Here is a 24216-nt window from a genome sequence, read left to right as displayed (position 1 = left end):
GGCCATGACGACGGATGATCCCCGCTTGCCCGAACCCTTTGAACTCCACGTCCCCGAGCCCGAGCTGGAGGACCTGGCCTTGCGGTTGTCCCGGGCGCGGCTGCCGGATCCGGCGCCGGGTGAGCCGTGGGCCCACGGGACCGACGTCGGCTGGCTGGCCGAGCTGCTCGGGTACTGGCGGGAGGGCTTCGACTGGCGGGCGCAGGAGGCCGCCCTGAACGCCTTCCCGCAGTTCCGCAGCGAGCTGCACGGCATTCCCCTGCACTTCCTGCACGTGCCCGGGAAGGGACCCGAGCCGATGCCGCTGCTGCTCAGCCACGGCTGGCCGGGCTCGGTGTTCGAATTCCTGGACCTCATCCCGCGGCTGACCGACCCCGCGCGGTTCGGCGGGGACCCGGCGGACGCGTTCACCGTGGTGGCGCCCTCCCTGCCCGGCTACGGGCTGTCCTTCCGCCCCGGGCAGGACCGGCTGGCCGTCCCCGAGATCGCCGACCTCTTCGCCGAGCTGATGACCCAGGTGCTGGGCTACGAGCGGTTCGCCGCGCAGGGCGGCGACTGGGGTGCGCACATCTCCACGAGTCTGGGGGTGCGGCACCCGGAGAAGCTGGCCGGCGTGCACGTGAACTTCATGGCGATCTCCCCGGGGGCGGTTCCCGTGGAGGGTGCCACCGCCGAGGAGCTGGACTACCGGGAGGCGTCCACCCAGTGGCGTTCCCTCGAGGGCGCCTACGGCCAGATCCAGGGCACCAAGCCGCAGACGCTCGCGGCCGCCCTGATGGACAGCCCGGCGGGCCTCGCCGCGTGGATCGGGGAGAAGTTCCACGCCTGGACGGACCACGGCGGGGACGTCTTCGAGGCCGTGGACCGGGACCGGATGCTGGCGAACATCAGCCTGTACTGGTTCACCGGGGCCATCGCCTCCTCCTTCCGCCCCTACTACGACCAGGTGCACGGGATCGGGCCGCTGGACGGCGGGGCCACCGTGGATGTGCCCACCGGCTACGCGGCCTTCCCCGCGGAGATCCGGCTGCCGCCGCGCTCGCTGGTGGAACGCTTCTACCCGGACATCCGCCGCTGGAGTGAGATGCCGCGGGGCGGGCACTTCGCGGCCCTCGAGCAGCCCGAGGCGCTGGCGCGGGAGATCACGGAGTTCTGCCGCGGCCTGCGCTGACGGCACCCTCGTGCGTTTTCAGGGCGATCCCACGGGTGGGATCGCCCTGAAAGTGATGGGGTCAGGCGTGCCGGCTGGGCAGTGACTCGGCGATGGTCCTGGCGGCCAGGTGCAGCTGGGGAACCCGCCGGGTCAGGTCCGCGGCCGTGACGGTGCTGATCGGGGCGCTGAGGGCGATGGACTCGGAAGCCGCCCATCCCTTCGGGGTGGGGATGGGCACCGCAACGGACACGACGCCGATTTCGCGCTCGTCGGACGAGAGTGAGTAGCCGTCCCCGCCGAGGGTCAGCCGCTCTTTGAGCCGGTCCAGAGTCAGGTCCCCAGCCTCATGGCGCAGGGTGACCGAGGCCGCGAGAACGCTGGCCAGTTCGCCGTCTGGCAGGTCCCTGATCAGCGCCTTGCCGCCGGCGCCGACGGTCAGGGGGAGACGCCGACCCTGGGGTAACTCATAGCCGAGCTCGGCGGAGCCGATGGACCGCTCGATCAGGACGCGTTCGAACCCCAGTCGGCTGTACAGCGACGCCGTTACCTCGGTGTCAGCCGCCAGACGCTGCAGGACGGGCCTGCAGACTCGCGGCAGGGGATCCGTCTCCAGATAGGAACGAGCCGCCGGCAAGGCGCCCGGGCCCACGCTGTAGGACTTGTCGGACTGGTTGACCAGGCCGGATCCGCACAGCACCCGCAGGATGCGCAACGCGGTGGGAGAACTCATGCCGCAGTCCTCGGCTATCACCTTCAGCCGACGGGGCCCGTCGTAGCGCTGAAGCTGCTCCAACACCTGGATGGCGCGGGACAGCGACCGCATCGGATTCGATGCTGCGGAATCGGCCATGGAGTTCCTCCTCTGGATCACTTTCATCCTACTCAACGACTTTGATGGTGCCCGTCGTGGCGTGGGCTGTCGCCGGCGACGCAGACCCATTTCGCGGCATGTACTTGACGTTTGTGATCCACCTCATGCAGACTCCACTCTGAACAAAAGACTTCCATGCATTGGAAGAAGATTGCATAGTACGCAATATGGACCGTCTAAGGGGCACTGCATGACCATCGACAACCACCCTCGGGTCGCACCGGAACTGCTCGACCGGTTCCGTCGGCTGCCCGCCGCCAACGTCGGCGATGCCATGGGGCGACTGAACGTGGCCAGCTCGGCCATCCGTCCGGCGTGGCCCGGCGCCCGCATCGCCGCCCCGGCCTTCACCGTGGCGGTGCCGGCCGGGGACAACCTGGGCATCCAGGAGGCCCTGAAGGCAGCCCTTCCCGGGGACGTGATCGTGGTCGGCGCCGCCGGGTACACAGATCGTGCCCTCCTCGGCGAGCTGATCGGCGAGCGCGCCATCAACGCCGGCCTGGCCGGGTTCGTGGTGGACGGCGCAGTCAGGGACGCGGAAGACCTCGGGCAGATCGGGATGCCGGTCTTCTCCCGCGGGATCACGCCGGCCGGTCCCTATCACCACGGCCCCTACCGGATGTCCGTGCCGGTCGCCTGCGGCGGCGTGGCCGTCAGCCCCGGGGACATCGTGGTGGCTGACTCCGACGGAGTCGTCTTCGTCCCCGCCGCCGAGGCGGAACAGATTGCGGAGGCCGCCGAAGCGGTCTTCGTCGATGAGGCCGGGCGCCGCGAGCGCATCCTGGCCCAGCGCACCACCGAGAACTGAGGAAACCACCCATGAAGATCGCCATTATCGGCCTCGGTGAGGCCGGCACCATCTATGGATCCGCCCTTGCGGACTTCGGGCATGACGTGACGGGATTCGACCCTGTCATCACGAAGGTCCCGCAGGGCATCCGCCTGTCGTCGAGTGGTGCGGAGGCCGCTGCCGACGCAGACGCCGTACTCGTGTTGACCGGTGCACGCGGTGCCGCTGCCGTCGCCGAGGAGGTGCTTCCGGCCCTGCCGGACCATGCCGTCTACGCGGACCTGACGTCCGCATCCCCGTCCCTGAAGCGTGATCTCGGTGGCAGGGCCGGTGCAGTACGGTTCACAGATGTCGCCATCCTGGGTGCGGTCGTGGCCAAACGGGAATCCACGCCGCTGATGGCCAGCGGCAAGGGGGCGGAGGCGTTCGCCGAACTGCTCTCGCCGATCGGCGCCCCGGTGGAGGTGGTCCCCGGCGGGCCGGGCGCGGCCATGGAACACAAGCTGGTCAGGAGTGTCTTCATGAAGGGGCTGGCATCGGTGGTCATCGAGGCCGTGCAGGCCGGCCGGGCTGCCGGGCTCGAGCCGTGGATCCGTGAACAGATCGCCCGCCAGCTGGCTGGCGACGGCCAGGCCACGATCGACCGGTTCCTGAGCGGCACCGTCAAGCATGCCACCCGTCGTTCGCAGGAGATGCGTGACGTGGCCGCCTTCTTGGAGACACTGGGGGTACCCCACGAGATGACCGAGGCCTCGGCTCTCTCCATGGAGGAGATCCTGCGCCGCGGCGAGCGTGCAGAGGGAGCCGGGTCATGATCGGTATCTGGGCACTGCTCGTCTATCTGGCGGTGATCATCGTGATGGTCACCGCGCTCAAGCGCAATGTCGGTGAGGCGATGATCGTCGGCTTCGTGGTGGCGGTGGCCTTCAACGGGACGCAGGCGCTGGCCCATGGCTGGACGGCGCTCTACGATGCCCTGACTGATGAGATCGTCTATGCCACGGTTCTCTTCGTGCTCATGGGTTATCTGTTGGAGCGAGTCGGTGTCATGGAACGGATGATCAACCTTCTGGACTCGGTCCTCGGCGGCATCAAGGGCGGCCCGGCCTACGTCTCCACCGTCGCCTCCGCCGGATTGGGGTCGATCGTGCACAATCAGGCCGCCATCGCCGCCACCGTGGGTTCCGTGACCATCCCCTGGATGGACCGCTCCAAGATCGACCGCACCACCTCGGCCGCCATCGTGGCAGGAAATGCCGGCATGGGGATCACCTTCCCCTTCAGCGCCTCCATGTTCGTCCTGGTCGGCTCAGGCGCGGTCGGCTTCACACTGGAGATCGAGGAACTGTTCATCCCGCTGCTCATCGGCGGGCTCTGGTGTGTGCTCCACCGCCTGATCGTGACGGCCATCCAGGTCCATCGCAGCGGGGCCGTGGCCACCGACCGGGCGAACCGGGCGAAGTTCGGCGAGGCCTTCCGGAAGGGGTGGGCGACACTGTTGCTGTTCCCCGCCGTGGCCCTGCCGATGGTGATCACCAGCGGCCCGGTCAAGACCGCGATCAGTGGCTATGTGGACGTGGAGGACATCACCGACCAGGTGAGCGTGATCTTCTGGCTGCCCATCGTCCTGATCGTCGTCGGGTCGGTGCTCGGCCGGAAGAACCTGCCCCGCGGCCTGCGGCAGTGGCGGGACTTCCTGGTGGACGCGACTCCACGACTCGGGATCGTCGGCATCACGGTGCTCTTCGCCTTCGCCGGTGCCAATGCCCTGGCCACCACGGGACTGCCCGAGCAGCTCGCCGGGGTCCTGGAGGGCATGGACCTGCCCGTCTGGCTGCTGGCCCTGGTCATCGGCCTGATCGTCATCGCCGTGGCCGCGCCATTGTCTTCCACAGCCACCATGGCGGCCGTCGGCACGGTGTCCGTCGCGGCACTCGTGGCGGCCGGGGTCCCGGCGACGACGGCGGCCACCGCAGTCCTCATCTTCTCCTCCTGTGAGGCGGCGGTACCGCCAGGCGGCGCACCGCTGTATGTTTCGACCGGCATCGCCGGCGTCAACCCGCTCTACACCTTCCCGAAGATGCTCGTCTACTACGCGCTGCCGCTGCTGGCCATCGGCGTGCTGGTGGCCTCGGGCTTCCTGCCCATCTAGGAATCGACATGACCATCAAACGCGTAATGAATCCGATCTTCGTGGTTTCCATCTCCGTGGCAGTCCTGGGTGGGCTGCTGCTGGTCGCCTCGCAGGCCCTGGGCATGATCACCGGTCAGGTGGCGCTGCTCGAGGTGTTCAACGGCTGGTTCAAGACGGTGCTGTGCATCGCCGCCTCCATCGCCTCCATCGCCGTGTACTTCACCCTGTACGCGCGGCCCGGATCCGATACCGGCACTGACGCTGGCGGACAAGGTTCCGGGGAGGCCCGATGACCAGCCGGCACGCGGATCCCCACGTGACGGGCTGGCCCACCCGTGCCGAACTCCTCCAGCGATCCGATGGCGGGGAACCGGGCACCTCGTGGGGCATCTTCCCCGACCCGTGGCGAGGTGCGCCGTCCTTCGCCGATGCGCCGGAGAACGTCCTGGCGGCCACCCGGGTGGTCCGCCGGGGCGAGGCCTTCGGGCTGGACTACCCCGCGGACGCCTTCGTCCCGGGAATGTCCCGCACGCGAGGGGCACCTGAACACACGATCTTTGCCAACCACCCGGCCCACCGGGACGACTACCTCGACGGGTTCTACCTCCAGGGGTCCTCCCAGATTGACGGGTTGCGGCATCGACGGTCCGACGACGTGGGCTTCTACGCCGGTGTCCCGGACGAACGGGTGAGGGCCGGCACTCCAGACCTCGGGGTCCAGGTCTGGGCCGAGACCCCGATCGTGACGCGTGGGATCCTGCTCGACCTGCAGGGGGTCCGGGCCGCCCAAGGTCGGGACATCGATCACCCGGGCGGCGAACAGCTGCCCTTCGCGTTGATCGAACAGGCACTGGCCGCCCAGGACGTCACGCTGCGGACCGGTGACGCCGTCATGCTGCACACCGGTTGGGCTGAATGGTTCCTGGGACTGTCCGCGGACGGCAAACACCGGCAGCAGGAAAGCCGTCGCGCCACCGGCATGGCCCAGTCCGCCGAGTTCGTCGATTGGGCCTGGGACAGCGGCGTGAGCCTGGTGGCCGCTGACAACTTCGCGGTCGAATGCCTGCCGGTGGCGAACTCCTCGCCGTTCACCGGCAGCGCTCCGAATGACAAGGGCATGATGCACCAGGAGTTGTTGGCCAAGCTGGGCATCCCGCTGGGTGAACTGTGGCAGCTCGGGCCCATTGCCGCGCGGATGCGGGAGCACGCCCAGTGGGAGTGCCTCCTGACGGTGAAGCCCCTCAACGTGGTGGGGGCCACCGGATCACCGGCCAACGCCACGGCAATCCTGTAGGAGCCCCTCGGAAGCTGTCCCGGACAGCCCTGCCAGCATCACAGCGATCCCGCCGCGCCACAGCAATTTTCACTGTGGCGCGGCAGGATCGTTGAGGTTCAGGGGCGGTGGCCGCGGCCTGCGCTGACGGCACCCTGGTGCGTTTTCAGGGCGATCCCACGGGTGGGATCGCCCTGAAAGTGATGGGGGTCAGGCGTTGACGTCGACGACGGTGCGCCCGCGGGTGCGGCCGGCCAGGATCTGCTCGGCGTAGGGGATGGTGTCCTCCAGGCCGATCGTGGTGGTCATGGCGTCGAGCTGGTCGAGGTCCAGCTCCTGCGCCAGCGCGGTCCAGGCCCGCTCGCGCAGGGGCCGGGGGGCGTAGACGGAGTTCGCGCCGGTCAGGGTGACCCCGCGCAGGATGAAGGGGGTGACGGTGGTGGGCAGGTCCATGCCCTGGGCCAGCCCGCACGCGGAGACGGTGCCGCCGTACTGTACCTGCGCCAGGACGTTGGCCAGGGTGGTGCTGCCGGCCACGTCGATCGCCCCGGCCCACCGCTCGGACTGCAGCGGCTTGCCGAGTTCCTCGGAGAGCTCGTGGCGGTCGAGCAGTTCCGCCGCACCGAGCCCGCGCAGGTAGTCGCCCTCCTCCTCGACGCGTCCGGTGGAGGCCACCACCCGGTAGCCGCGTCCGGCCAGCAGGGACACCGCCACGGAGCCCACCCCGCCGGCGGCGCCGGTCACCAGCACGTCCCCGGACTCGGGGGTCACGCCGGCATCGGCGAGCTGCAGCACGGAGATCATGGCCGTGAACCCGGCGGTGCCGAGGGCGGCTGCGCGTTTCGGGCTGAGGGCCTCGGGCAGCCTGACGAGCGCCGCCGGGCTGACCTTCGCCCGGGTGGCGAAGCCGCCGTTCAGGGACTCGCCGATGCCGTCCCCGTTCAACACCACGGTGTCCCCGGCTGCCCAGTCCGGGTCCTCGGAGGCGGTGACGGTACCGACGATGTCGATGCCCGGGATGATGGGCCAGGACTGCAGGATCCCGCGCCCGCCGCCGGTGATGGCCATGCCGTCCTTGTAGTTGTAGCTGGAGTACAGCACGTCCAGCTCCACGGTGCCGGCCTGGCCGACGCCCACCAGCATCTCGTCCTCCGCCAGCTCCTTGACCTGTGCCTCGGCACCCTGGGACTCCACGATCACTGCGCGCATGCGTCCTCCTTCGTCTGATGTCTTCGTCGGGTTCGGATGAGTGTTGTCGCCACGGCCCACGCTACGGGCCTGCCGCCCGCTCCGCACCCCTGGCGACCTCCACGAACTCGGCCGCCACGCCGCCGTCGGGCAACCGGTCCCGCCAGACCGCCTGGAGGGTCCGGCCGAGCCGCCGCCCGCGCGTCGGGACCTCGATCAGCTGGCCGGCGCGCAGGTAGCCCGCGACCGCGAGCCGGGACAGCACCGCCGGCCCGATGCCCTCCACCACCGCCTGGCAGATGGCGGAGTTGCTGTTGAGCTCCACCAACGGGGCGGGGCGGTGGTCGTCCACGAGCCGGTCGAGGAAGGCGCGCGTGCCCGAGCCCTCCTCCCGCTCCACCAGCGCCGTGACGGCGAGTTCGGCCGGTTCCAACGGCTCGTGACGCCGCGCCCACGGGTGTCCGGGCCCGGCCACCACCACGAGCTGGTCCGTGAACACCGTGAGGTGCTGCAGGCCCGCGGGCAGGTCGGGCGTCTCCACGAAGCCCAGCGCCACATCCCCGCCGGCCACCGCCTCGATCACCTGCGCCGAGTTCATCACCGTCAGCCGCGTGGCCACGCCCGGCCGCCGCGCGCGGAAGGCCCCGATCCACCCCGGCAGCAGGTGCTCCGCAATGGTCATGCTCGAGCCGATCGCCAGCTCCTGGTGCCCGCGGTGCGCCAGCGCGTCCGCACCGGCCGCCAGCCGGTCCACCGCCTCCAGCGCCTCGCGCGCCCACTCGACGGTCAGCACGCCCTCCGGTGTCAGCGTGGACCCCCGCGTGGAGCGGCGCAGCAGTGTGTAGCCGAGCCGCCGCTCGAGCGTGGCCAGGGACCGCGAGGCGTTCGACTGCGCGATCCCCGCCGCCCGCGCCGAGGCGCTCAGACTTCCGTGGTCGGCGGTGCCGACGAGCAACCGCAGCATGGTCAGATTCAGCCAAGAGTCGATCGGCGGCAGGGGAGAGGCGGCGGAAGGCATATCAGCATCATATGACCGCGATGGTCTACCAGGGGCTACTGCCGGCCGGCGGGAGCTGGAATCGTCGTGGGGTGACTTCTCCCCAGACCGCCGGCGGCGCCCGGCCTGGCGCGCTCCCGCCCGGTGACGCGCCGGGAGCCCGCCCGCCGCAGGGTGGACTACGCGACCGGGTCTTCCCGGCCTTCCCGACGACGGCCCTGCCCGGTCTGGCGGTCTGCTTCGGTGCCGCGGTGCTCGCCTGGGGCGCCGGGATGCTGCTGCCGGGCGTGAGCCCGCTGCTCGTGGCGATCCTCGCCGGGGCGCTGTGGCGGAACCTGGCCCCCGTGCCGGCACGGCTCGCCCCGGGCGTGGCGCTCTCCGGCAGGAGGCTGCTGCGCGTGGGCATCGTGCTGCTCGGCCTGCAGGTCTCCCTGGGCGCGGTGCTGGACCTCGGTGCGGGGGTGCTGGCCGTGGTGGCGCTCTCGGTGACGGTGACCTTCCTGGCCACCCTGTGGCTGGGGCGCCTGCTGAAGGTCTCGATGGCGCTGCGGATGCTGATCGCCGCCGGGTTCTCCATCTGCGGAGCGTCCGCGGTGGCCGGTGCCGACGGGGTGGTGAAGGCCCGGCAGCAGGAGGTGGCCACGGCCATCACGCTGGTGGTGCTGTTCGGCACCCTGATGATCCCGCTCGTGCCCTTCCTCGGTGGACTGCTGGGCCTGCCGGAGGAGACGCTGGGGATCTGGATCGGGGCCTCCACTCACGAGGTCGCCCAGGTGGTGGCCGCCGGCGGGGCCGTGGGCGGCGGGGCGCTCGCGGTGGCGGTGACCGTCAAGCTGGCCCGGGTGCTCACGCTGGCGCCGATCATGGCCGGGCTCTCGATCTACCTGCGGCGGCGTGAGGGCCGTCGAGAGGGTACGGACGAGGGCGGGACGAGGCAGGTGCGGCGACCACCCCTGGTCCCGCTGTTCGTGCTGGGGTTCATCGCGATGATGGCCCTGCGGACCACGGGCCTGCTGCCCGAGCCCGTGCTGGCCGGCACCCAGATCCTGCAGACCCTGCTGCTCTCGGCGGCGATGTTCGCCCTCGGGCTCGGCGTGCACGTCAGGAGCCTGCTGCGGGTGGGCTTCCGGCCGGTGCTGCTCGGGGCGGCGTCCACCGTCGTCATCCTGGCGACCTCGCTGGGAGGGATCGCGGTGCTGGGGCTGTAGGGGCCGGCGTCGTGCCCCCGCCCGTGTCCCCGTGGCGTGGCGGTCAGTAGTTCTGCGGCGGGTCCGAGGCGGGGAAGGAGGCCTGGCCCCAGTCATCCGCCCGGGCGTCGTCCGAGTCGTGCTGGACCTGCGCCTTCGTGGCGTCGGCGACCAGCCTGTTGGCCACCTCGGCGTCGTTCGTGGTCACCGTCTTCGTGACCGTGATGGTCTCCGAGGTGGTTCCCGGGGTGTTCTTCGGATCGCTCATGGCAACTCCTCTCGAGTGCTTCGATACTGCTTCCATCATGGTCCCGGCGGGCGCTCAGTGCACGGGTTGCCCGCCGCCGCTGGGGGTCGAGGTGCCGCACCGGGGTAACGGGCCGGCGTCGGGATTCTAGTCCCGGTGCTGCACCGGAAGCCGGTCTCGGTGGTAGGTGATGTCCGTGTAGCCGTGCGGGGCGGGCTGGCCGTCCTCGCCGAGGGAGACGAAGACGATCCGCTCGATGGTCAGGATGACCTGGCGGGTGATCATGTTGCGGACCTCGGCGCGCATGGTCAGCGAGGTGCGCCCGAAGTGGGTGGCCTTCAGGCCCATCTCGATCATGTCCCCCTGGCGGGCCGAGGAGACGAAGTTGATCTCCGAGATCAGCTTGGTCACGCTGCGGTGGTTGCCGAGCTGGATGATGGCGTAGATGGCGGCCTGCTCGTCGATCCAGCGCAGCAGCGAGCCGCCGAACAGGGTGCCGTTGGCGTTGAGGTCCTCGGGTTTGACCCACTTGCGGGTGTGGAAGCTGACGCCGTCCCCGGCCGGGTCGACGGTCCCGTCCGGGCCTACGGTGGGCAGGGCTGCGGTGCGGTCCGCGGGCTGTTCGGTGGTCATGGATCGAGACTAGTCCCGAGTGTGACAGCTGGCACTCGACATACCTATGGGCATAGGTATATGGTGTGGAGTGAACCACTTGTGGTGCGGATCACCGTCCGGAGTAGCTGTCGGCGAGCCGCTGCCGTACAGAATCGTGTCAGCTACTAGTCAGTATCCCCGGCAGTACACCCCCAGAAAGGAACGTTTCGATGACCGAAACCGTTGCAAACACCAAGTCGCTGCAGGACGTGCTGGATGCGTCCGGCAACGTGGTCGACCACCTGCGCAACTCCCAGATCGGCGCCTACATCTACCCCGTGGTGGCCCCGGAGTTCTCCAACTGGCGCTCTGAGCAGCGCGCCTGGCGTGACTCCGCCGTGCTGTTCGACCAGTCGCACCACATGGACAACCTGATCCTGCGTGGCCCGGATGCCATCAAGTTGATCTCGGACACCGCCATCAACTCCGTGGCCAAGTTCCCCGTGAACAAGGCCAAGCAGTACGTTCCGACCACCCCGGCCGGCCACGTCATCGGCGACGGCATCCTCTTCCGCCAGGAAGAGGAGGAGTACGTGTACGTGGGCCGCGCCCCCGTCACCAACTGGATGCTCTTCCAGGCCCAGCGCGGTGACTACAAGAACCTCGAGATCGTCGAGGACCGCCGCTCCCCGTCCCGCCCCATGGGCAAGCCGGTGCACCGCGAGTACTACCGCTTCCAGATCCAGGGCCCGCGCGCCTGGGAGATCATCGAGAAGCTGCACGGCGGCAAGCTGGAGCAGCTGGGCTTCTTCAACATGTCCTGGATGAACATCGACGGCACCCAGGTCCGCACCCTGCGTCACGGCATGTCCGGCGCCCCCGGTCTGGAGATCTGGGGCCCCTACGCCGACTACGACCGCATCCGCGACGTCATCCTGGCCGCCGGTGCCGAGTTCGGCATGCTCGCTGTGGGCTCCCGTGCTTACCCCTCCAACACCCTGGAGTCCGGCTGGATCCCGTCCCCGCTGCCGGCGATCTACACCGGTGACGGCATGATGGCCGAGTACCGCCAGTGGCTGGGCGCCGATTCCTACGAGGCCAACAACGCCGTGGCCGGTTCCTTCGTCTCCGACAACATCGAGGACTACTACCTCAACCCCTGGGAGCTGGGCTACGGCAACTTCGTGAAGTTCGACCACGACTTCATCGGCCGTGAGGCCCTGGAGAAGATCGATCCGGCCGCCCAGCGCAAGAAGGTCACCCTGGCCTGGGATCCGGAGGACATCAAGCGCATCCAGTCCTCGCTGTACGACACGGAGGGCACCCCCTTCAAGTACTTCGACCTGCCGCTGGCCAACTACGGCTCCTCCAACTACGACGCCGTGGTGGACGCCGACGGCAACGTGGTCGGCATGTCCATGTTCACCGGCTACTCCGCCAATGAGAAGCGCGCGCTGTCCCTGGCCACCATCAACGCGGACGTCCCCGAGGGCGCCGAGCTGAAGGTCATCTGGGGCGAGCCGGACGGTGGCACGAAGAAGACCACCGTGGAGCCGCACGTCCAGACCGAGGTCTCCGCCACGGTCTCCCCGGTGCCGTTCTCCGCGGTCGCCCGCGAGTCCTACCAGGGCGGCTGGCGCACCGGCTACAAGGGCTGATCACCCGGTAGCTCCGGTTCCCGGCCCCGCCGGGGTAAACCCTGAAGCACGACGTCGGCGCCCCACCTTTCCGAGGTGGGGCGCCGACGTCGTTGTGGTGGGGTATGCCGATCCTCCGGGCCCCGCCCTCGGGCTGGGCCCGGGGGAGTGGATCAGGCCGGGACGGCGGAGAGCTGGCCGTCGACCATCTCGACCACGCGGTCGCAGTGCTCCAGGACGTCATGGTCATGGGTGACCATCACGCCGGCGATCCCGCGCTCGTGGCACTGGCGGGCCAGCAGCGCCACGATGTCCTGACTGCGGCGGCGGTCCAGCGACGCCGTCGGCTCGTCCACCAGCAGCAGCCCGGGCTCGTTGACCAGGGCGCGGGCGATGCCCACCCGCTGGCGCTCGCCGCCGGAGAGCTGGCCGGGGCGGTGGCCGGCCCGGTGGCCCATGTCCACCGCGGCCAGCAGTGGCGCCGGGTCGAAGGAACGTGACCGTCCACGGTGATGGGCGATCCGGTGTGCCAGGCGCAGCTGGTCGGCGGCGTTCAGGGCCGGGACGAGGTTGCCGGACTGGAAGACGAAGCCCAGGTTGCGGCGCCGGAAGGCGGCCAGCCGCCCCTGTCCACGCAGCCCGGACAGATCCTGGCCCAGCACCTCCACCGTCCCGGAGGTGGGCGCTGCCAGGGCGCCGGCCACGGCCAGCAGGGAGGACTTGCCGGCACCCGAGGGGCCGATCACGGCCAGGAACTCGCCGGGGGCCACGCTGAGCGTGACGTGGTCGAGGGCGCGGATCTCCTCGCCGCCGTCGCCGAGCTCCAGGGTGACGTCCCGCAGGTCTAGGCCGAGGGGCCCGGGGTGGACTGCGCCCGCGCGGTTCGACGCGGCATCGAGGTGGTGGGCGGTGGCGCTCATCGGTTGCCTCCCAGGGCAGTGATCGGTTCGATACGGGTCACTCGCAGCACGGCCACGGCAGCGCCGACCAGTCCCAGCAGGATGGTCAGGGCCGAGGCGACGGCGATGGGCTGGGCCTCGAGGGCGAAGGGCATGCCATCGGGCATCAGCGAGCCGAGCCCGAGGCCGGCCGCGACGCCGAGGGCGGTGAAGGAGACCAGCAGGATGGAGGCCTGGGCCAGGCCATCGCGCAGCAGGTACCCGGCCGAGGCGCCCATGGCCCGCAGCACGGCCAGCTCGTGGCTGCGCTGGATGGTCCAGACGGTGAAGAAGGCACCGACCACCAGGGCGCCGATGGCGTACAGGAAGACCTGGATCATGCTCAGGGTCATGGTCTCGGCCTGGTAGCCGGGGGAGGCGTTGAAGGACTCCTCCAGGGCCATGGTGGTGGTGGTGGCCTCCGCGTCCCCAGCGGCGAACGCCTCCGGGTCCCCGGCGGTCAGGGCCGAGCCCTCGGCGCCCTGCAGGGCGATGACCGAGGCCTGGTCGAAGTCCAGGGCGGCCAGCTGCTCCTGGGTGGGGGCGGCGCCGTCCGGGGCCTGGCCGGCGGCGATCAGCTGCCAGGTGGCCAGCGGCAGGTAGGCGATGTTCACGTGGCCGAACGTGGCCTGGCCGTCGGTGAAGCCGACGACCTCCAACTCCGTGTTGATCCGGTCCAAGGTGATCACGGTGCCCAGCTCGATGCCCTCACCCTGCAGGCTCTGGGAGACGACGAGGCCTGCGGCTCCGTCCAACGCCTCGCCCTCCGCCGGTTCGGGAGCCAGGAAACCCTGCGGATCCACGCCGAACAGGGTCAGGTCCACCTGCTCGCCCCGGTCGGTGACGGCGTTCATGATGGAGGAGCCCATGAGCTCCGCTTCCGCCACGTCAGGCTGGTCCTGCCAGGCGGCGAGCTGGTCCGCGTCCACGACGGACCGGGAGAAGGCGTTGTCGGTCTTGGTGCCCTCATCGAAGGCGAAGGCCGAGACGGGAAGGGACTTCAGGCCGGAGACGCCGTCATTGACCAGTCCGGAGGATAAGCCGGACAACAAGACCATGAGGATGGCGATGAGGCCGATCACCAGGCCCATCAGGCTGAAGCGCCCGCGGGCGAAGGTGAGTTCACGCAGTGCGAGGAACATGGGAGAGTGGATCTTTCGGTCAAGTATTCGACAGGGTGTCGAGAAGATTTCGACAGCGTGTCATGAAAGCGGTTCCGATCGCAACTTCACGGAACCTGGACTCGGGTGCCGACGTGACCGCTCCGCCCGTCTTTCAGGCGGTGGTTCCCCTGCCGCCGTGCTCGCGCACCATTGGGCCCAGGACGGTCTCCAGGTGCCGCAGGGCCGCTGCGAGATCCTGACCGGATTCCAGCAGCAGTGTGGCGCCGTGGACCACGGCGTTGACCAGTTCGGCCACCGCTGCCGGGGATTCCACCTGGAGGCGTTCCAGCGTCTGCACGAGGGGTTCCTGGACCTCCCGGTGCATGCGCGTGGCCTGTTCGTCGAGTTCCTCGCCCGGGGCCAGGGCGGCCAGGGCGCTGCCCACCGCGTGGGCCCCCTCGGCCACGAGTGAGACATTCGCCACGGCATAGGCCATGAGTCGATCCGCCTCGGTGGGGGCCTGCTCCATGGCCGTGGAGATGCGCCGGGTCCAGCGCGGGTAGACGTCCCGGACCATGGCCTGGAGCAATTCCTGCTTGGACGCGAAGTACTGGTAGATGCTGGTGCGGGCCAGTCCGGCGCGCTGGGCGACCTGGGACAGGCTGGGGGCCTCGCCGGTCTCGGTCAGCAACTCGTGGGCGGCATCCAGCAGGGCGCGCTCCCGGGCGGCGCGATGCTCCGCGAGGGTGGACTTGCTGATGCGTGGCATGAGACCACAGCCTACTCCGGAGCCAGTAGGAGGCGCCTGCCGCCAGCCCGGCTGCGGAGAATTGTCCCGACAGCCTGTCGGGATCACATAGACTGGCTGACCATGGACTTTCTGCACTCCGCTGCTCTCTTCCTGCACATCCTCGGCGCCTCCGCCCTCGCGGGCGGTTGGTTGGCCACCTTCCGCCGGCCCACGGTCTCCTCGTGGCAGCACGCGGGGGCGTGGGTGCAGCTGGTCTCCGGCGTGCTGCTGGTCGGTCTGCTGGAGATGGATGACAGCGCCGGCCCGGTCAACCACGTCAAGATCGCCGTCAAGCTCGTGATCCTCATCGGGATCCTGGTGGCGGCCATCCTGGGTCGCCGCCGCGTCCGCCGTGACGAGCCCGTCCCCACCGGCATCGCCCATGCCGTGGGCGGACTCACCCTGGTCAACATCGCCCTCGCCGTCTTCTGGTGAGCGAAGGCGGACGGGGCCCGGGCAGGCCTAGCCGGACTGGGGCCCCACCATCCGCCCACCGCTGTTGAGCTGTAGCGCGCACTGCACCTGGCGGTCGCCCTCGGACCAGGACCCCTCGGACGGGGTGTACATGGTGTAGCCGAACTCGGACTCCTCCGGCGTGGCTCCGGTGAAGGCCAGGAACTGCTGCCGGCACCCCGCATCGGCCAGCTCGTGCACCGTGTCAGTCCCCGGCCAGGCCGGCTCGTCCAGCTGGAACAGCGCGTACATCTGGAGATCGTGGGCCACCTCGCAGGGCACCACAGCCACCTCGTAGAGCCCGTCCTCCTCTGGACGGTCGTAGCATTGGCCGGGGGAGAGCTGGAAGATGCTGGTGTTCTCTGCCGGTACCGCCGGCGTGGGCGTCGAGGCCCCCACCGTCTCCTCTCCGGTTCCAGGACCGCCGCAGGCGGTGAGGATCAGCGCGAGGCTGAGGGCCGCCGTCGTGATCCGTGCCGGTCGGCGGGCAGAAGAAAAGGCGGCGCGCATGCCCCTCATCCTAAGAGGTGCCTACGCGCCGCCTTCCCCTGCCGGAGTGATCAGTGCTTGGCCTGGAAGTTCTGGATCCACTCGGCCGTGGCCTTCATGCCGCCGAAGGTGTAAAAGTGCAGCTTGACGTCGCCGTGGGCCTCGGTCAGGCCGGCGTCGAGGTCGTTGATCATCTTGTCCGGACCGGCGGTGCCGAGCAGGTTGGTGATCGAGAAGCCGTACTTCTTGGCGATGCCGGCCGAGGTGGAGACGCCGAAGCGGGAGGCGAAGGTCAGCAGGCGCTTGATGCCGGCCGGGCCGGGGACGCCGATGCGGATCGGCAGGTCGATGCCGCGGCGGCGGACCTCCTCGATCCAGGTGAAGACCGGGTCCACGTCGAAGCCGAACTGCGTCAGGATGGTGCCGTTCAGGCCCTGCTCCTTGAGCGAGGCGGCCTTGCCCTCGAGGGCCTCCCACAGCTGGGCGTCGGTGATGTCCGGGTGGCCCTCCGGGTAGCCGGCGATCGAGACGTCGGTGATGCCGTAGTCCTTGAGCAGACCGGTACGGATCATGTCCAGCGAGGAGGCGTAGGGGCCCATCGGCTCGGAGGGGTCCCCGCCCACGGCGAAGGCGTGCGTGGTGCCCACGGTGTCCCGCACCGCGGTCAGGTACTCCTCGAGCTCGGCCTGCGAGGAGATGCGGCGGGCGGAGATGTGCGGGACGGGCGTGTAGCCGAGCTCCTTGGCGGCGCTGGAGGCCTTGATGCGCATCCCGAGGTCCTCGTTGCCCAGGAACGTGACGTTGATGCGGGTGCCGGCCGGGATGAACGCGGCGGCGTCGCGCAGGTCGTTGATGTCCTTGTCCTTGCCGGTCATCTCCAGCGAGGGCTCGGTGATGACGGAGGGGCGTCCGGTGTTCGGGGTGATCATGGTGGTCCTTCGGAAGGCGGGTGCCGGCGGGGAGTCAGGCGCCCGACGCCGGCCGGGCTGGCTTGGCCGCTGCGTGACCGGGCCGTGGTGGTCCCGGTCACGCTGCGTTGAGCCGAGCCTAATATAACTATGCCCATAGGTATAGAGCCCCTCGGCGCAAAGACTCTTCTATGTCTGTTAAACCGCGATCGGGGTCGGGGTTGAGGCGTTGAGGATTCGGTAGACGCGGCGGGCCAGGTAGCGTTTGACGCAGCGGCGGATCTCCTTCTTGGTCTTGTCCTGGCCGGCTCGTTTCTCCACGTAGGCCCGGGTTTCTGGGTCGTGGGTCATCCGGGAGAGCGAGGCCATGTGCAGGGCGCTGTTCAGGGCCCGGTCACCGCCGCGGTTCAGCCGGTGTCTGACCGTGTTCCCGGAAGAGGCTGGGATGGGGTTCACCCCGGCCAGAGACGCGAACGCCGCCTCGCTACGCACTCGGCCGTGGTGGGACCAGGAAGCCAGGCACTGGGCGGCGGTGATGGCCTGGAAGCCCTTCTCGGCCAGCAGGGGTGCGGCTTCGCTGGCCTTGACCAGCTCGTCGATGCGCCGCTCGTTGTCTTTGAGTTGGCCGTCCAGATCCAGGATGTGCCGAGCCAGACGGACCGCCTCGGCGCGGGCGATGGCCAGGGAGAGTTCTTCCTGGCGTTCGCGCCACCGGCTCACCTCGGAGATCTGGGTGCCGGTGAGGGACTTGCGGGCGTCGATCCCGAGGTCGTTGCTGCGGGCCAGGGCGTTGAGGGCGTTGACCGCTCGGGTGCGGTCCTTGGTCATCGCCTCCCGTGCGGTGATCAGGATCCGCACGCCCTGGCGGAGCCCGTCCCCGGTGCGGGGCCGACGCAGCTTGTGCTCCGGTAGGGGCAGGGTGGCGGCGGCGATCTGGTGGACATCGAGCGCATCGGACTTGCCGACCCCGTGGCGGTTCTTGGCGTCCATGCGGGGGGCCTCGGCCACCGGGTAGCCGTGGCCGGCCACCACACCGGCCAGGATTGCCCCGTAGGAGCCGGTGCCCTCGATCACCCACAGGGTGTCGGCATCGGCCTCGGTATGTCGGGCGACCCAGGTGAGAGCCCGGTTGATCCCCGCCGCCGTGGTGGGGAAGGCGCGGGTGGCCAGTAGGGCCCCGGTGGCTGGGGCCAGGATGGCGTAGACGTGTTTGCGGGCGTGGGTGTCGACGCCCACGACAAATGGGCGTGAATGCGCGACGATGGACATGGCGGTCATGACACCTTTCCGACGTGATGGATCTGTGTGCGGCCGTCACCGGCCGGTACCAGTCCGGGGTAGGAATCACATCGGAACAGCACTGTGACGAGTCACGCTCCCGAATACGGGGATGGACAAACTTCTGATCAAGCTACCGAGGTGGGCCGGACGGGTACCGGCCGTTCAACCCGAAGTCAGGACAGATCTTTGCCAAGGCAACCCAACGGTGCCAGTGACGACGAGAGTCACGAAACAACGAGTCGACGGCCGGTACCCAGCCTGCCAGCCAGTCCCAGACCAGCCACAACCAGACTCACAGTGACATCGCCCCCACCGTTGTGACTTGGATTCGTCACTCTGTGCCCGCCGGGATCGGGAGGCGAGGCCCGTGCGGAAGTCCCCGGCCGGCGTCGTGCGTTGGATTCAGGATCCGGCGTTGCGGGCGGCGTTGGGGGCCATCCAGCCCATGCGGAAGGAGACGAGCCGGAAGGTGAAGACGGCCAGCATCACCAGGGCCGCAGTCAGCCAGTTGAAGACGTCCAGGGTCCACAGCAGCGAGCTCAGCCCCGCGCCGAACAGGGCGGGCACGGCGTAGAGGCCGTGCCGGTTGAAGATCTCCGGGACCTCGTTGGCGACCACGTCCCGCAGCAGACCGCCGACCACCCCGGTGGCCATGCCCAGCAGGATGGCCATGATCGGCTCGATCCCGGCCGCCAGTGCGGTGCGGGTGCCGGTGACGCAGAACAGGGCCAGGCCGGCGGCGTCGAAGACGAGCAGCGTGCGGCGCAGCCGGCCCTGGGTGACGAGGCGGAAGTACACCAGCCCCGCAGCCAGCGCCGGGGGGATCAGGTACAGCGGGTTGGCGAAGGCGTTGGGGACGTCCTCGTTGATGATGAGGTCCCGCACCACGCCACCGCCCAGCCCGGCCAGGAACGCGAGGAAGAGGGAGCCGACCAGGTCGAACTGCCGCCTGGCGGCCAGCAGGGACCCCGAGACGGCGAAGAAGAAGACACCGAGCAGGTCCAGCACCAACAGGAGCGTCTCAAGGTACGCCGGTGTCTCGCCGGGATCGAGCATCGGTGCTCCTCCTGCTGTGGGTGCGGGCCGCCGGGCACAGGGTGACTCAGAGCCGTCACAACGGTGGGGGTGGGGTCACCCTGTGCCCGAGGGGGTGGGGTCAGTGCAGGTGCGCCAGTTCCTCGGCCAGTCCGATGTAGGAGGCGGGGGTGAGCGCGGTGAGGCGGGCTTCGGCGTCGGGCTCCAGGCCCAGGCCGGCGACGAACTCGCGCATCCGCTCCCCGTCCACGCGGTGTCCGCGGGTGAGCTCCTTCAGGCGCTCGTAGGGGTTGTCCATCCCCTCCACGCCGGCGATGGCCTGGGCGCGCATCACGGTCTGTACGGCCTCGCCGAGCACCTCCCAGTTGTGGTCCAGGTCCTCGGCCAGCACGGGCTCGGCGACCTTGAGCTGGGCCATGCCCTTGGTGACGTTGGACAGCGCGAGCACCGAGTGGCCCAGCCCCACGCCGATGTTGCGCTGGGAGGTGGAGTCGGTGAGGTCACGCTGCCAGCGTGACTCCACGAGGGTGGCGCCGAGCGAGTCCAACAGGGCGTTGGACAGTTCCAGGTTGGACTCGGCGTTCTCGAAGCGGATCGGGTTCACCTTGTGCGGCATGGTGGAGGAGCCCGTGGCGCCGGCCACCGGGATCTGCGCGAAGTAGCCGATCGAGATGTAGCTCCACACGTCCACGCAGAAGCCGTGCAGGATGCGGTTGAAGCGCGCGATGTCCGCGTACAGCTCCGCCTGCCAGTCGTGCGACTCGATCTGCGTGGTCAGCGGGTTCCAGGTCAACCCCAGGTGCTCCACGAAGATGCGGGACACATCCGGCCAGCTGGCGCCGGGCACGGCGGCCAGGTGTGCGGCGTAGGTGCCCGTGGCGCCGTTGATCTTGCCCAGGTACTCCTGGCCCTCGATCCGCGTGAGCTGGCGCTCGAGGCGGAAGACGAACACCGCCATCTCCTTGCCCAGCGTGGTGGGGGTGGCCGGCTGGCCGTGGGTGCGGGAGAGCATGGGGGTGGCGGCCGCGGCGGTGGCCATCTCCCGCAGGGTCCCGACGGCGGCCCGCGCGGCCGGCAGCCACACCTCGCCGATCGCGTCCCGCACGCCCACGGCATAGCTCAGGTTGTTGATGTCCTCGGAGGTGCAGGCGAAGTGCACCAGCGGGGTGAGATGCTCCAGACCCAGCCCCGGCAGCCGGCGGCCGATGTAGTACTCCACGGCCTTGACGTCGTGGACGGTCTCCTTCTCGATCGCGCCGAGCTCGGCGATGCCCTCGGAGCCGAAGTCGGTGACGATGGCGCGCAGTCCCGCCTCCTGCTCGGCCGTCAGCGGGGACAGCCCCGGGAGGACCTCGTGGTGGGCGAGGTGGATGAACCACTCGACCTCCACGTGCAGGCGGTTGCGGTTCAGCGCCGCCTCGGAGAGATGGTCCGTCAGCGGCGCCACCGCCGAGCGGTACCGGCCGTCGAGCGGGCCCAGCGGGATGCCGGCGTCGGCCAGGGACTGGCGGGCCGGCGTCGCGCCCTGTGGGGTGGCGGGGGCCGGGGAGGCGGCGGGCGAGGTGGACGGCTGCGGCGCGGAGGACTCAGGCATGCGGCCCATTCTGTCACCGACGACGCAGCATGCCGCCATGGTTGCGGCCGTGAGGCGTCCACCGCCGCTCAGCCACCGGAAGCGACCAGACCGGTGCCGTTCTGGGAGATCCCCCTCTGCCACGGCAGCAGGAGGGGCTCGAGGGCGCGGAAGAGCAGGCTGACCACGAGTCCGAGCAGCCCGACCAACACCAGCCCCGCGTACATCTCGTCGACGGCGAACTGCTGGCCGGCCCGGTGGATCATCGAACCCAGGCCGGAGTCCGAACCGACGAACTCCGCGGCGATCAGCGTGATCAGGCACGTGGCGAGTCCCAGCCGCAGCCCGTTGAACAGCTGCGGGGCGATCGCTGGGAACAGGAACCGCGTGAAGTACCGGTGACCGGTGGCTCCGAAGTTCCGCCCGGCCTCGATCAGCTCGGGGCTGACATTGCGCACGCTGCCGCGCGTGCTGATGATGATCTGGAAGAACCCGGTGGCGAAGGCCGTCAGGATGAACGCGACCTCACCGCGCCCCACGATGATGATGAATAGCGGGAGGATCGCGATCTTCGGCAGGGGGTAGAGCGTGTCGGTGATCGGCCGGGTGAGCCACTCGATGAGGCGCCAGTGCCCGGACGCGATGCCCAGGCCGACTCCGGCGACGGCGGCCAGCGCGAACGCGAAACCGAGCCGGCGCAGCGTCGTGAGCAGGTCGCTGCCGAGTCGGCCGTTGACCAGCTCCTCGACGGTGGTGACGGCGATATCGCCCAGGGGGATGAAGAACCGCGGATCCAGGACCTCTGTCCGGGTCAGGACCTCCCAGAGGACGACCAGGAGGATGGGGATGGCCCAGGTCTGTCCCAGGGTGCGCAGGGTTCCCGTCATGATGCCTTCTCCGTATCAGCACGCCAGGGCAGGAGCCGGTCGGCGATGGCGTCGAAACCGACCGAGCTGAGCAGGCCGAGGACGGCGATGCACAACAGGGCCACGTACATGTCGGTCACGCGGAGGATCTGCCAGTTCGACCACAGGAACCGGCCCAGCCCGTCCTGGGCGCCGACCATCTCGATGGCGATCACGGCGATGAGGGAGAACCCGAGGGAGATCCGGATGCCCGTCACGATCGAGGGGAGCGAGCCGGGGAGGATGACGCGGAGGAAGTACCGAGTCCCCCGGGCACCGTAGTTGCGGGCCACCTCCAGATAGATGGGGTCGATGCTGCGGACCCCCGCGATCGTGTACAGCACCATGACGACCAGGGGTGTGACCAAGGCGGTCATCAGGAAGGCCGCCTCGGTGCGCCCGAGGATGAAGGTGAGGAACGGCAGGAAGAGCACCCCGGGGATCGGGTAGACGAACGCCAGCACCGTGGTCGTCCCCCGCTCGGTCCACCGCGAGACGGTCACGGCGATGCCTATGACCACGCCGAGGGCAACGGCCGCGAGGATCGTGATGAGGACCCGCAGCACGGTGATCCCGATGTCGGCGGCGAGGCCGTCCTCGGCGTCGAAGATGATGGAGGAGCGGGCGAAGATGGTCGTCGGCGGCGGGAAGAAGGTCGGCCGGAGCACCTCGGTGCGGCTCAGCAGCTCCCACGCCGCGAGGATGAGCACCGGACCGCTCAGCAGGACCGACTTCCCCCGCAGTGTCCGCCACGTCACGGACCCTCCAAGGCCATCGCCGCCTGGACCTCGTCCCGCAGGTGCTCCCAGATGCCCTGGGACAGGGCGGCGAACTCCTTGGTACCGCGCAGCTCCGGTCCCCGGGACAGCGGGAAGTCCAGCTCGATGACCTCCCGGATGCGGCCGGGCCGTGCCGACATCAGCACCACGCGGTCGGAGAGGAAGACCGCCTCGTCGATCGCGTGGGTGATGTACAGGACAGTCGGCTGGGACTGTTGCCGCAACTCCAGGATCTGTTCCTGCAGCAGGGTCCTGGTCTGGGCGTCCAGTGCCCCCAGCGGCTCGTCCATCAGCAGGATCTCGGAGTCCTGGGCCAGGGCCCGGGCGATCCCGACCCTCTGCTTCATGCCACCGGAGAGCTGGTGCGGATAGAAGTCGCCGAACCGGGCGAGGCCGAGCCGGCCGAGCTGCTCGTCGGCGATCTCGGTCGCCTCGCGCTTGGAGACCTTCCGGTTGCGCGGACCGAACATGACGTTGTCCCGCACCGAGAGCCAGGGGAACAGCGCATGCTCCTGGAAGACCATCGCGGTCTTGGGGCGGCCCGGACGGGAGGAGCGGATCTCGACCGTGCCGCTGCTGGGCTCGTGCAGGCCGGCGACAAGCCGCAACAGCGTGGACTTCCCACACCCGGAGGGTCCGACGATGGAGACGAACTCCCCCTCGCCAACCTCCAGGGACACGTCCTCGAGGGCGGTGACCTCCCGGGACCCGGAGGAGAATGTCTTCGAGACGCCCTCGAGGTGGACCTTGACACTGTCAGACATCGTCTAGCCTCCGAGGACGGAGTCACGCCACTGGAAGTCCCAGATCTCCTCTTCAGGGATGATCTCGTCATAGTTGAGGGAACCCTGCTCCATGAAGAACTCCTGATAGCGCTGCACCTGGTCGAGGTCGACGCTCAAGTCCGCCTTGATGTGGTGCTGGCGGGAGGCTGCGATGACCTCGGGGTCTGCCCCGGTGTACTCCTCCACGAAGCCGAGCATCTCCTCGGTGTCCCAGCCGTTCTCGGCCAGATCGGCCGCGGCCAGCGAGTAGGCCTCCATGAAGCCCTCGGCCAGTTCCGGGTTCTGCGTGGCCCAGTCGGTGTTGTAGATGATGCCGGTGAAGGGCATGGGCTCGGTGTCCGGGGTCTCCCAGGGGCGGTATCCCGAGCCGGTCTCCTCGGCCTGCGTGGGGAACGGCTCGGAGAGGATGCCGCCGGCGATCCCGCCGTTGGCCAAGGCGGGGATCTGGTCCGGGAAGGGGATGTGCTCCAGGTTGACCTCTGACATCGACAGGCCGACGTCCTCGAGGGCGAACCCGAGGAGCGCCTCGGTGACGACACCGGGGGCGTTGGCCGCGAAGGACTCGCCACTGAGGTGTGACATGTCCTCGGCGAGCTCGGCTGCCTCTTCGGTGCTGCCGGCGTGCTCGGCGGAGATGATGAAATAGTCCTCGATGTAGCCGGCGTGCATCGGGGCGACATAGCTGACGGGCAGACCCTCGTCGAAGGCGTTGTAGGCGGCGGAGCCGATACCGGCGAAGCCGACGTCGTACTGGCCCGTGGCGGTCCCGGTGAGTGACTCGTTTCCGCTGTTCACCTGGATCATCTCGACCTCGATGCCCGCTTCCTCGGCGTATTTCTCCGCCGTGGCGAACAGCGGCAGGGAAGACCCCGTGGCGAGGTATCCGATGCGGACGACGCCGCCGGACTCGGCGGCCCCGTCGCCTTCCGGCGCTGTGCCGGACGGGTCGGCGGTCTCGCCGCCACAGGCGCTGAGGACCAGCGCCGCTGATGCGGCCAGGGCCAGGATTCCATAGCGGGTGAGACGGGGTGCGGTGAAATCAGTCATGACGGGACTCCCTCGGTGCGAAGACTGGGATGGTGGGGATATGGGGTGGATGGTGCGGA

Annotated in this window: 26 protein-coding genes; 9 read left to right on the top strand and 17 right to left on the bottom strand. The window is 69.3% G+C overall.

Annotated features, from left to right (window positions below):
- The first annotated feature begins 4 nt into the window (after window positions 1–4).
- Window positions 5–1171 (top strand): epoxide hydrolase family protein, encoded by a 1167-nt coding sequence (locus AB0K08_RS07485; protein WP_363352969.1) that lies wholly within the window; start codon window positions 5–7, stop codon window positions 1169–1171.
- 61 nt (window positions 1172–1232) lie between these two features.
- Here AB0K08_RS07485 and AB0K08_RS07480 read toward each other — a convergent pair whose 3' ends face one another.
- Window positions 1233–2003, bottom strand: a complete 771-nt coding sequence (locus AB0K08_RS07480) for an IclR family transcriptional regulator (protein WP_363352967.1) — start codon at window positions 2001–2003, stop codon at window positions 1233–1235.
- Between the two features lie 211 nt (window positions 2004–2214).
- Between AB0K08_RS07480 and AB0K08_RS07475 the strand changes: the two genes are divergently transcribed.
- Genes AB0K08_RS07475 through AB0K08_RS07455 form a run of 5 tightly spaced genes read left to right on the top strand, consistent with a single transcriptional unit; the run spans window position 2215 to window position 6242 of the window.
- Window positions 2215–2832, top strand: coding sequence for a methyltransferase (locus AB0K08_RS07475; protein WP_363352965.1), 618 nt, complete (start codon window positions 2215–2217; stop codon window positions 2830–2832).
- Window positions 2833–2843: 11 nt separating this feature from the next.
- Window positions 2844–3629, top strand: a complete 786-nt coding sequence (locus AB0K08_RS07470; protein ID WP_363352963.1) for a DUF1932 domain-containing protein — start codon at window positions 2844–2846, stop codon at window positions 3627–3629.
- Window positions 3626–4966: a TRAP transporter large permease subunit gene (locus tag AB0K08_RS07465; RefSeq protein WP_363352961.1), complete on the top strand. Its 1341-nt coding sequence runs from the start codon at window positions 3626–3628 to the stop codon at window positions 4964–4966. The genes AB0K08_RS07470 and AB0K08_RS07465 overlap by 4 nt, the downstream gene beginning before the upstream one ends.
- Before the next feature lie 8 nt (window positions 4967–4974).
- The gene (locus tag AB0K08_RS07460; protein WP_363352959.1) at window positions 4975–5241 is read left to right on the top strand and encodes a hypothetical protein; all 267 of its coding nucleotides are present in this window, start codon (window positions 4975–4977) and stop codon (window positions 5239–5241) included.
- A complete protein-coding gene (locus tag AB0K08_RS07455) occupies window positions 5238–6242 on the top strand; it encodes a cyclase family protein (protein ID WP_363352957.1) in 1005 nt (334 codons plus the stop codon). Before AB0K08_RS07460 ends, AB0K08_RS07455 begins: the two co-directional genes overlap by 4 nt.
- Window positions 6243–6431: 189 nt before the next feature.
- Here the strand turns inward: AB0K08_RS07455 and AB0K08_RS07450 are convergent, their stop codons facing one another.
- Window positions 6432–7430: an MDR family oxidoreductase gene (locus tag AB0K08_RS07450; RefSeq protein ID WP_363352955.1), complete on the bottom strand. Its 999-nt coding sequence runs from the start codon at window positions 7428–7430 to the stop codon at window positions 6432–6434.
- Between the two features lie 61 nt (window positions 7431–7491).
- On the bottom strand, window positions 7492–8427 hold the full coding sequence (locus AB0K08_RS07445) for a LysR substrate-binding domain-containing protein (RefSeq protein WP_363352953.1): 936 nt from the start codon (window positions 8425–8427) through the stop codon (window positions 7492–7494).
- 71 nt (window positions 8428–8498) lie between these two features.
- Here AB0K08_RS07445 and AB0K08_RS07440 point away from each other — a divergent pair, with 71 nt between their 5' ends.
- A complete protein-coding gene (locus AB0K08_RS07440; protein WP_363352951.1) occupies window positions 8499–9614 on the top strand; it encodes a putative sulfate exporter family transporter in 1116 nt (371 codons plus the stop codon).
- A 43-nt stretch (window positions 9615–9657) separates the two neighbouring features.
- Here AB0K08_RS07440 and AB0K08_RS07435 read toward each other — a convergent pair whose 3' ends face one another.
- Both AB0K08_RS07435 and AB0K08_RS07430 read right to left on the bottom strand, forming a co-directional pair.
- Window positions 9658–9861, bottom strand: coding sequence for a hypothetical protein (locus AB0K08_RS07435; protein WP_363352949.1), 204 nt, complete (start codon window positions 9859–9861; stop codon window positions 9658–9660).
- Between the two features lie 126 nt (window positions 9862–9987).
- Window positions 9988–10473: a hotdog domain-containing protein gene (locus tag AB0K08_RS07430; protein ID WP_363352947.1), complete on the bottom strand. Its 486-nt coding sequence runs from the start codon at window positions 10471–10473 to the stop codon at window positions 9988–9990.
- A gap of 191 nt (window positions 10474–10664) precedes the next feature.
- On the opposite strand from AB0K08_RS07430, the gene AB0K08_RS07425 reads away from it, so the two are divergent.
- The gene (locus AB0K08_RS07425) at window positions 10665–12092 is read left to right on the top strand and encodes an aminomethyl transferase family protein (protein ID WP_363352945.1); all 1428 of its coding nucleotides are present in this window, start codon (window positions 10665–10667) and stop codon (window positions 12090–12092) included.
- A gap of 152 nt (window positions 12093–12244) precedes the next feature.
- On the opposite strand, the gene AB0K08_RS07420 is transcribed toward AB0K08_RS07425, so the two are convergent.
- The 3 genes from AB0K08_RS07420 to AB0K08_RS07410 form a co-directional block, all read right to left on the bottom strand.
- Window positions 12245–12991, bottom strand: a complete 747-nt coding sequence (locus AB0K08_RS07420; protein WP_363352943.1) for an ABC transporter ATP-binding protein — start codon at window positions 12989–12991, stop codon at window positions 12245–12247.
- Window positions 12988–14151, bottom strand: a complete 1164-nt coding sequence (locus AB0K08_RS07415) for an ABC transporter permease (RefSeq protein ID WP_363352941.1) — start codon at window positions 14149–14151, stop codon at window positions 12988–12990. The genes AB0K08_RS07420 and AB0K08_RS07415 overlap by 4 nt, the downstream gene beginning before the upstream one ends.
- 133 nt (window positions 14152–14284) lie before the next feature.
- Window positions 14285–14881, bottom strand: a complete 597-nt coding sequence (locus tag AB0K08_RS07410; RefSeq protein ID WP_363352939.1) for a TetR/AcrR family transcriptional regulator — start codon at window positions 14879–14881, stop codon at window positions 14285–14287.
- A 102-nt stretch (window positions 14882–14983) separates the two neighbouring features.
- Here AB0K08_RS07410 and AB0K08_RS07405 point away from each other — a divergent pair, with 102 nt between their 5' ends.
- A complete protein-coding gene (locus AB0K08_RS07405) occupies window positions 14984–15337 on the top strand; it encodes a hypothetical protein (protein WP_363352937.1) in 354 nt (117 codons plus the stop codon).
- Window positions 15338–15364: 27 nt separating this feature from the next.
- Here the strand turns inward: AB0K08_RS07405 and AB0K08_RS07400 are convergent, their stop codons facing one another.
- From AB0K08_RS07400 to AB0K08_RS07360, 9 genes are all read right to left on the bottom strand, one after another.
- Window positions 15365–15865, bottom strand: coding sequence for a septum formation family protein (locus AB0K08_RS07400; protein ID WP_363352935.1), 501 nt, complete (start codon window positions 15863–15865; stop codon window positions 15365–15367).
- Window positions 15866–15915: 50 nt separating this feature from the next.
- Window positions 15916–16773 carry a methylenetetrahydrofolate reductase gene (locus tag AB0K08_RS07395; protein ID WP_363352933.1) on the bottom strand — a complete coding sequence of 286 codons (858 nt, stop codon included), beginning with the start codon at window positions 16771–16773 and terminating at the stop codon, window positions 15916–15918.
- 177 nt (window positions 16774–16950) lie between these two features.
- The gene (locus AB0K08_RS07390; protein ID WP_363352931.1) at window positions 16951–18030 is read right to left on the bottom strand and encodes an IS110 family transposase; all 1080 of its coding nucleotides are present in this window, start codon (window positions 18028–18030) and stop codon (window positions 16951–16953) included.
- Window positions 18031–18435: 405 nt separating this feature from the next.
- Window positions 18436–19089, bottom strand: a complete 654-nt coding sequence (locus AB0K08_RS07385) for a trimeric intracellular cation channel family protein (protein WP_363352929.1) — start codon at window positions 19087–19089, stop codon at window positions 18436–18438.
- Window positions 19090–19189: 100 nt separating this feature from the next.
- On the bottom strand, window positions 19190–20662 hold the full coding sequence (gene purB / locus AB0K08_RS07380; RefSeq protein WP_363352927.1) for an adenylosuccinate lyase: 1473 nt from the start codon (window positions 20660–20662) through the stop codon (window positions 19190–19192).
- A 68-nt stretch (window positions 20663–20730) separates the two neighbouring features.
- Entirely contained in the window at window positions 20731–21528 is a 798-nt protein-coding gene (locus AB0K08_RS07375) for an ABC transporter permease (protein ID WP_363352925.1), read from the bottom strand.
- Complete coding sequence (locus AB0K08_RS07370) at window positions 21525–22304, bottom strand: ABC transporter permease (protein WP_363352923.1); 780 nt, start codon at window positions 22302–22304, stop codon at window positions 21525–21527. Before AB0K08_RS07370 ends, AB0K08_RS07375 begins: the two co-directional genes overlap by 4 nt.
- Window positions 22301–23089: an ABC transporter ATP-binding protein gene (locus AB0K08_RS07365; protein ID WP_363352921.1), complete on the bottom strand. Its 789-nt coding sequence runs from the start codon at window positions 23087–23089 to the stop codon at window positions 22301–22303. The genes AB0K08_RS07370 and AB0K08_RS07365 overlap by 4 nt, the downstream gene beginning before the upstream one ends.
- Window positions 23090–23092: 3 nt before the next feature.
- Window positions 23093–24157: an ABC transporter substrate-binding protein gene (locus tag AB0K08_RS07360; protein ID WP_363352919.1), complete on the bottom strand. Its 1065-nt coding sequence runs from the start codon at window positions 24155–24157 to the stop codon at window positions 23093–23095.
- Window positions 24158–24216: the final 59 nt, after the last annotated feature.

This window comes from Citricoccus sp. NPDC055426 (assembly GCF_040677445.1).
Lineage (GTDB): Bacteria > Actinomycetota > Actinomycetes > Actinomycetales > Micrococcaceae > Citricoccus.
The sequence above is the reverse complement of the archived record's forward strand: the minus strand, read 5'-3'. Positions and strand labels throughout refer to the sequence as shown.

Excerpts from the sequence above, each read along its gene's own strand:
- AB0K08_RS07485 (WP_363352969.1), top strand. The coding sequence starts at position 5 with ATGACGACGGATGATCCCCGCTTGCCCGAACCCTTTGAACTCCACGTC.
- AB0K08_RS07480 (WP_363352967.1), bottom strand. The coding sequence starts at position 2,003 with ATGGCCGATTCCGCAGCATCGAATCCGATGCGGTCGCTGTCCCGCGCC.
- AB0K08_RS07475 (WP_363352965.1), top strand. The coding sequence starts at position 2,215 with ATGACCATCGACAACCACCCTCGGGTCGCACCGGAACTGCTCGACCGG.
- AB0K08_RS07470 (WP_363352963.1), top strand. The coding sequence starts at position 2,844 with ATGAAGATCGCCATTATCGGCCTCGGTGAGGCCGGCACCATCTATGGA.
- AB0K08_RS07465 (WP_363352961.1), top strand. The coding sequence starts at position 3,626 with ATGATCGGTATCTGGGCACTGCTCGTCTATCTGGCGGTGATCATCGTG.
- AB0K08_RS07460 (WP_363352959.1), top strand. The coding sequence starts at position 4,975 with ATGACCATCAAACGCGTAATGAATCCGATCTTCGTGGTTTCCATCTCC.
- AB0K08_RS07455 (WP_363352957.1), top strand. The coding sequence starts at position 5,238 with ATGACCAGCCGGCACGCGGATCCCCACGTGACGGGCTGGCCCACCCGT.
- AB0K08_RS07450 (WP_363352955.1), bottom strand. The coding sequence starts at position 7,430 with ATGCGCGCAGTGATCGTGGAGTCCCAGGGTGCCGAGGCACAGGTCAAG.
- AB0K08_RS07445 (WP_363352953.1), bottom strand. The coding sequence starts at position 8,427 with ATGCCTTCCGCCGCCTCTCCCCTGCCGCCGATCGACTCTTGGCTGAAT.
- AB0K08_RS07435 (WP_363352949.1), bottom strand. The coding sequence starts at position 9,861 with ATGAGCGATCCGAAGAACACCCCGGGAACCACCTCGGAGACCATCACG.
- AB0K08_RS07430 (WP_363352947.1), bottom strand. The coding sequence starts at position 10,473 with ATGACCACCGAACAGCCCGCGGACCGCACCGCAGCCCTGCCCACCGTA.
- AB0K08_RS07425 (WP_363352945.1), top strand. The coding sequence starts at position 10,665 with ATGACCGAAACCGTTGCAAACACCAAGTCGCTGCAGGACGTGCTGGAT.
- AB0K08_RS07420 (WP_363352943.1), bottom strand. The coding sequence starts at position 12,991 with ATGAGCGCCACCGCCCACCACCTCGATGCCGCGTCGAACCGCGCGGGC.
- AB0K08_RS07415 (WP_363352941.1), bottom strand. The coding sequence starts at position 14,151 with ATGTTCCTCGCACTGCGTGAACTCACCTTCGCCCGCGGGCGCTTCAGC.
- AB0K08_RS07410 (WP_363352939.1), bottom strand. The coding sequence starts at position 14,881 with ATGCCACGCATCAGCAAGTCCACCCTCGCGGAGCATCGCGCCGCCCGG.
- AB0K08_RS07405 (WP_363352937.1), top strand. The coding sequence starts at position 14,984 with ATGGACTTTCTGCACTCCGCTGCTCTCTTCCTGCACATCCTCGGCGCC.
- AB0K08_RS07400 (WP_363352935.1), bottom strand. The coding sequence starts at position 15,865 with ATGCGCGCCGCCTTTTCTTCTGCCCGCCGACCGGCACGGATCACGACG.
- AB0K08_RS07395 (WP_363352933.1), bottom strand. The coding sequence starts at position 16,773 with ATGATCACCCCGAACACCGGACGCCCCTCCGTCATCACCGAGCCCTCG.
- AB0K08_RS07390 (WP_363352931.1), bottom strand. The coding sequence starts at position 18,030 with ATGACCGCCATGTCCATCGTCGCGCATTCACGCCCATTTGTCGTGGGC.
- AB0K08_RS07385 (WP_363352929.1), bottom strand. The coding sequence starts at position 19,089 with ATGCTCGATCCCGGCGAGACACCGGCGTACCTTGAGACGCTCCTGTTG.
- purB (WP_363352927.1), bottom strand. The coding sequence starts at position 20,662 with ATGCCTGAGTCCTCCGCGCCGCAGCCGTCCACCTCGCCCGCCGCCTCC.
- AB0K08_RS07375 (WP_363352925.1), bottom strand. The coding sequence starts at position 21,528 with ATGACGGGAACCCTGCGCACCCTGGGACAGACCTGGGCCATCCCCATC.
- AB0K08_RS07365 (WP_363352921.1), bottom strand. The coding sequence starts at position 23,089 with ATGTCTGACAGTGTCAAGGTCCACCTCGAGGGCGTCTCGAAGACATTC.
- AB0K08_RS07360 (WP_363352919.1), bottom strand. The coding sequence starts at position 24,157 with ATGACTGATTTCACCGCACCCCGTCTCACCCGCTATGGAATCCTGGCC.